Origin of the sequence: Daejeonella sp. (assembly GCF_049655485.1) — a bacterium.
In the GTDB taxonomy this organism is placed as follows: Bacteria; Bacteroidota; Bacteroidia; order Sphingobacteriales; family Sphingobacteriaceae; genus Daejeonella.
Genome location: NZ_JBASJU010000263.1, coordinates 1 through 1,523, shown reverse-complemented (window position 1 = coordinate 1,523; position 1,523 = coordinate 1). Strand labels below are relative to the sequence as shown.

1 protein-coding gene is annotated in these 1,523 nt (G+C 41.2%); it reads left to right on the top strand.

From position 1 onward, the window contains the following. Window positions 1-154: 154 nt before the first annotated feature. A partial coding sequence (locus WBJ10_RS11275; protein ID WP_424290337.1) for a M14 family zinc carboxypeptidase occupies window positions 155-1,523 on the top strand: 1,369 nt, incomplete at its 3' end.

The following is a 1,523-nucleotide window of genomic DNA, read 5'->3' as shown; positions in this document are numbered from 1 at the left end:
AAGTAAGCATTAGTTTAAGCACGCATAGCGAGGGCGACAAAATCACTGCTAAAGACAGGAATCTTGCTGAACAAATAGATGCTTTAAGTAAATGATGATCCTCGTTAAAAAAGTATTTCTGACCTTAATTTTTACCGCATCCTTTGTAATTTGTATGGCGCAATTAACACCTTTTGAAAAGAATAATAGCAGAAATGTAACTGCTACTTATCAGGAAACAATCGATTATTACAAAGACCTGGATGCAAAGTATGAGCATATGCGGTTTCTTGAATACGGCCCTACTGATATCGGAAAACATCTGAACCTGGTTATTCTTTCCCACGATAAGCTATTTGATCCTGAAGAGATTCGTAAGGCAAATAAAAGTATCCTGTTAATCAACAATGGGATACATCCCGGAGAGCCAGAGGGAATTGACGCTTCGATGATGCTCGCCAGGGATATGCTTGCCAATAATTCACTACCTAAGGATGTTGTAATCTGCATCATACCCGTGTACAATATTGATGGGATGCTGAACCGGGGAACTTCCCGGGCTAATCAAAATGGCCCTGAATCTTACGGTTTCCGCGGAAATTACCAGAACCTCGATCTTAACCGGGATTTTATCAAGACAGATTCGAAAAACTCCCGCAGCTTTCAGGAGATTTTCAATACCTGGCAACCGGAAGTCTTTGTAGATAACCACACGAGTAATGGCGCCGATTATCAGTATGTGATGACATTAATTCATCCCCAAAAGGATAAGCTGAATCCTATATTATCGGAATACGCGAGCAAGCAAATGATACCTGACCTTTACAAAGGCATGAAAGAAGCTGGCTTTGAGATGATACCTTATGTTAACAGCGTCGAAGAAAGCCCGGATGCGGGGATAGTTGGATTTCTGGAAATATCCCGCTACTCCACAGGTTACGCAGCTTTACATAACACTATTGGCTTTATGCCTGAAACACATATGCTTAAGCCTTTCGCACAGCGCGTGGAAAGCACCTACCAGTTTATGGCTAATGTGATCCGTATTGTACAAAGGGATGCGAAAGAAATTGGCACTATTAAAAAGAAGGCCGACGCTCAGGTAAAAGACCTAGCTAAATTCAATCTTCAATGGGCCTTGAATAAAGAAGCTTCGTCAACGATCAGATTCAAAGGTTACGCAGCGAAAAACAAACCAAGTGAAGTGAGCAGTATTGATCGTTTATATTACGACCGCAATGCACCTTTCGAAAAAGACATTAAGTACTGGGATAAATATGTTCCAACTGTCACCGTTGAAAAACCAATAGCCTACATCATCCCTCAGGCCTGGGAAAAAGTAATCAATCTGCTTAAGCTTAATGGGGTTCAAATGAAACAAATCCAGGCTGACACGGAAGTAGAAGTGCAGGCTTATTATATTGAAGATTATAAGTCGCCTGCTAAACCTTTTGAAGGCCACTATCTTCACACCCAGGTGAAGGTTAAGCCGGTTGAACAAAAAATAAAGTATTACGCCGGCGACTATGTTGTCTATACTAATC